Source organism: Bradyrhizobium sp. UFLA01-814 (assembly GCF_046718885.1).
Lineage (GTDB): Bacteria > Pseudomonadota > Alphaproteobacteria > Rhizobiales > Xanthobacteraceae > Bradyrhizobium > Bradyrhizobium elkanii.
The window spans coordinates 1-3,705 of sequence record NZ_JAQOSR010000327.1; the positions used below are offsets into that span (position 1 = coordinate 1).

Genomic DNA, 3,705 nt, shown 5'->3' on the forward strand with positions numbered 1-3,705 from the left:
ATGCATTCCGGGTGAGGGGGAGCCTCCGCAATCTCATCTGTCACTGTATCCGCGGAGATCGCCCCTCACCCCAACCCTCTCCCCGTAAGAACGGGGCGAGGGAGCGCACCGCGGTCGCTATCCGACCTAATCTCATTGTCCTCCAGGATTCCAATGACCCGTCACATCGTCGCGCGCACCAGTGAGATTCCGGCCGGCGGCAACAAGGTGTTCGGCCTCGAGGGCCGCGACATCGTCGTGTTCCATGTCAATGGCGAGTTCTTCGCGCTGCTCAATCGCTGCCCGCATGAAGGCGCGCCGCTGGAGAAGGCGGCCTGCGTCGCGCGCCTGACCTCGCCGGAACCCGGCATCTATCAGCGCGACCGCGTCGGCGAGATGCTGCGCTGTCCGTGGCACGGCTGGGAATTCGACATGCGCAACGGCCAGTCCTGGTTCGATCCCAAGCGGTTCAGGATCCGCTCCTATCCGGTCGCGGTCGAAAGCGGCGCCGAGTTGCAGAAGGGGCCGTATGTCGCCGAGACGTTCCCGGTGCATATCGAAGACAATTACGTGATCGTCGAGATTTAAGGCGGCGCGCTTGCGCAGTTCGCGCGACCGCGTGCGCGCCGCCGCGGACCTCGTCATGCCCGGGACAAGCCCGGCCGTGACACAGATAAGGTTGTTGCGGATTATGCAATAATGAAGTTCAGATCGCGACAATTATAATAACCGCTGCAATGGGCCACCTTGAGGTGGCGGTCGGGAATGAACCCGTCCCCCCACATCAGGAACGGCACATGAAGCTCTATCACTTCGCTCTCTCCGGCCACGCGCATCGCGCGCGCCTGTTTTTGTCGCTGCTGGGCATTCCGCACGAACTTGTCGACGTCGACCTCAAGTCCGCCGCGCAGAAGCGGCCGGAATTCCTCGTGCTCAACCCGTTCGGCCAGGTGCCGGTGCTGGACGATGACGGCACCATCATCGCCGACTCCAACGCGATCCTGGTCTATCTCGCGACCAAGCTCGGCCGCACCGACTGGCTGCCGCAGGATGCAAAGGGCGCCGCCGCGGTCCAGCGCTGGCTGTCGGTTGCTGCCGGCGATCTCGCGTTTGGGCCCGCAGCGGCACGCCTCATCACCGTGTTCGGCGCAAAGCACAATCCGGACGACGTGATCGCGCGGGCGCATGTCCTGCTGAAGCGGCTCGAAGCCCATCTCGCCGGGCGCGACTGGCTGGTCGGTACCGCGCCGACGATCGCAGACGTTGCGCTCTACAGCTATCTGTCGAGCGCGCCCGAAGGCAATGTCGATCTCTCCGCCTATGCGCGCGTCAACGCGTGGCTGCGCCGGATCGAGGCGCTGCCGGGCTTCGTGGCCTTCGCCAGGACCCCTGTCGGTCTGGCGGCCGCGTGACCTGCTGACCGGGCGTGCCGTCGGGCGCGCCCGTCCAACCCCGAAGGGGAGGGCGATACGATGAGCGACAGACGAACCAAGCACAAGCTCGCGACCTGGCATGCCGGCGAAAAGGCGATCCAGCAGCGGGTTGGTGTCGCCGAGAAGATGGACGCCGTCGGCCAGCGCGCGGTGCGCGACTTCATGCCCGACCAGCATCGCGATTTCTTCGCGCAGATTCCCTTCATCGTCGTCGGCAGCGTGGACCGAAGCGGCGACGCCTGGGCTTCGCTGCTGACCGGCAAGCCCGGCTTCATCTCCTCGCCGACGCCGCGCAGCCTCGAGATCGATGCGCGGCCCGACGCCGGCGATCCCGTCAGCGAAGGCATGCGCGAGGGCGATGCGATCGGACTGTTGGGGATCGAACTGCATACGCGGCGCCGCAACCGCGCGAACGGGTTGCTCCGCGCGGCATCAGGCAAGGCACTCAGCTTCGAGCTCGATCAGAGCTTTGGCAATTGCGCGCAGTATATCCAGCTTCGCGATTTCGCTTTCGTGCGCGAGCCGGATGAACCCTTTGCGGGAGAGATCGAGGCGAGTACGACGCTCGACCAGGCTGCGCGCGACATGATCAAGGCGGCCGACACGTTCTTCGTGGCGTCCTATGCCGAGCGTGAGGACCGTCGCCAGGTCGACGTCTCGCATCGCGGCGGCCGGGCGGGCTTCGTCCGCGTCGCCGACGACGGCACGCTGACGATTCCCGATTTCGCCGGCAACCTGTTCTTCAACACGCTCGGCAACATCCTCGTCAACGGCAAGGCCGGGCTGGTGTTTGTCGATTTCGAAACCGGCGACTTGCTGCAGCTGAGCGGTGACGCCGAGGTGATGCCGGACTCACCGGAGATCGGGGCGTTTCAGGGCGCCGAACGGCTCTGGAGTTTCCGTGCCCGCCGTGTGGTGCGCAGGCGCGGCGCGCTGCCGCTGCGCTGGGCGTTCCGGGCCGAAGGCTGGTCGCCGAATTCGCTGATGACCGGCGACTGGATGCAGGCCGCCGAGCGGATCCGCGCGGCCGAGCGCGCCGCGCAGTGGCGGCCGTTCAAGGTCACTGGGATCGTCGACGAGAGTCGATCGATCCGCTCGTTTCATTTGCAGCCGGACGATGGCGCGGGGCTGCTTCCGCACCGGGCGGGACAGCATTTGCCGATCCGTCTCTCGTTGCCCGGTTTCGACAAGCCGGTGATCCGCACCTACACGCTGTCGGTCGCGCCGTCGGACGGCATGTACCGCATCAGCGTGAAGCGCGATGGTGTCGTATCGCAACATCTCCACGACACCATCCATGTCGGCGACATCATCGAAGCGCGCGCGCCGGCTGGTGGCTTCACGATCGATGCGCGCGAGAAGCGGCCCGCGGTGCTGCTCGCCGGCGGCGTCGGCATCACGCCGCTGCTCGCGATGGTGCGCCACGTGGTCTATGAAGGGCTGCGCACCCGCGGCATCCGGCCGACGACCCTGATCCAGGCCGCGCATGCGAAGCAGGACCGCGCGTTCGGCGATGAATTGCAGCAGCTGGTGGATGCCGCCGGCGGCGCGCTGCGGATCATCCGCGTCCTCGGCGATGTCGACGGCGCTGAGCAGGGCACAGACTACGACGCTGCCGGACGGATCGACATGGCGCTGTTGTCGCGCGTCCTGCCGTTCAACGACTACGACTTCTATCTGTGCGGACCGCCGCAGTTCACCCAATCGCTCTATGACGCCCTGCGCGGCTATAACATTGCCGACGGCAGGATTCACGCCGAAGCCTTCGGTCCTTCATCGCTGGTCCGGAAGCCCGACCTCGTCACCGCAGCGCCGCCGCGCCGGCCGCCGGCGACGACGCCGATCCCGGTCGCCTTCACCACATCGCTGAAGGAGGCGCGCTGGACGCCTGAGGCGGGGACGCTGCTCGAACTGGCGGAAGCGCGCGGCCTCAGCCCCGCCTTCAGCTGCCGGGAAGGCAATTGCGGAACCTGCCGAACGCGATTGCTGGCAGGCGCAGTGACCTATGTGAAGCAGCCCGCCGCCGAGGTGGCCGATGACGAGGTGCTGATCTGCTGCGCGGTGCCGGCGAAGCCGGAGGCCGACGGCGAGGATCGGATCCAGCTTGATCTCTGATCAGCCGCGCTGGCAGGACACCGGCCTGCGCAGCTTGGTCGCCTAAGAGATGAGGTTGAATGGCAATCGCAAGGTGGTGCGCGCCCTCTCCCGCTTGCGGGCAGGGCAATCGCATATGGAAAGAAATCTGTCGGGCAGCGTCCTCGCGGCCATCCTTCGAGACGCCCGCCTTCGGCGG

The 3,705-nt window shown here is 66.5% G+C and carries 3 protein-coding genes; all 3 read left to right on the forward strand.

Annotated features, from left to right (window positions below; translation table 11 throughout):
* Nucleotides 1-153: 153 nt before the first annotated feature.
* The 3 genes from PMN64_RS42395 to PMN64_RS42405 all read left to right on the forward strand — a co-directional run bounded on the left by PMN64_RS42395 (nt 154) and on the right by PMN64_RS42405 (nt 3,527).
* Nucleotides 154-567 (forward strand): Rieske (2Fe-2S) protein, encoded by a 414-nt coding sequence (locus PMN64_RS42395; RefSeq protein WP_028341302.1) that lies wholly within the window; start codon nt 154-156, stop codon nt 565-567.
* Between the two features lie 209 nt (nt 568-776).
* On the forward strand, nt 777-1,391 hold the full coding sequence (locus tag PMN64_RS42400) for a glutathione S-transferase family protein (protein ID WP_411785051.1): 615 nt from the start codon (nt 777-779) through the stop codon (nt 1,389-1,391).
* Between the two features lie 60 nt (nt 1,392-1,451).
* Nucleotides 1,452-3,527, forward strand: a complete 2,076-nt coding sequence (locus tag PMN64_RS42405; protein WP_411785052.1) for a pyridoxamine 5'-phosphate oxidase family protein — start codon at nt 1,452-1,454, stop codon at nt 3,525-3,527.
* Nucleotides 3,528-3,705: the final 178 nt, after the last annotated feature.

What these genes read in the sequence shown, in the direction of transcription:
- PMN64_RS42395 (WP_028341302.1), top strand. Translation starts at nt 154, where the DNA reads ATGACCCGTCACATCGTCGCGCGCACCAGTGAGATTCCGGCCGGCGGC.
- PMN64_RS42405 (WP_411785052.1), top strand. Translation starts at nt 1,452, where the DNA reads ATGAGCGACAGACGAACCAAGCACAAGCTCGCGACCTGGCATGCCGGC.
- PMN64_RS42400 (WP_411785051.1), top strand. Translation starts at nt 777, where the DNA reads ATGAAGCTCTATCACTTCGCTCTCTCCGGCCACGCGCATCGCGCGCGC.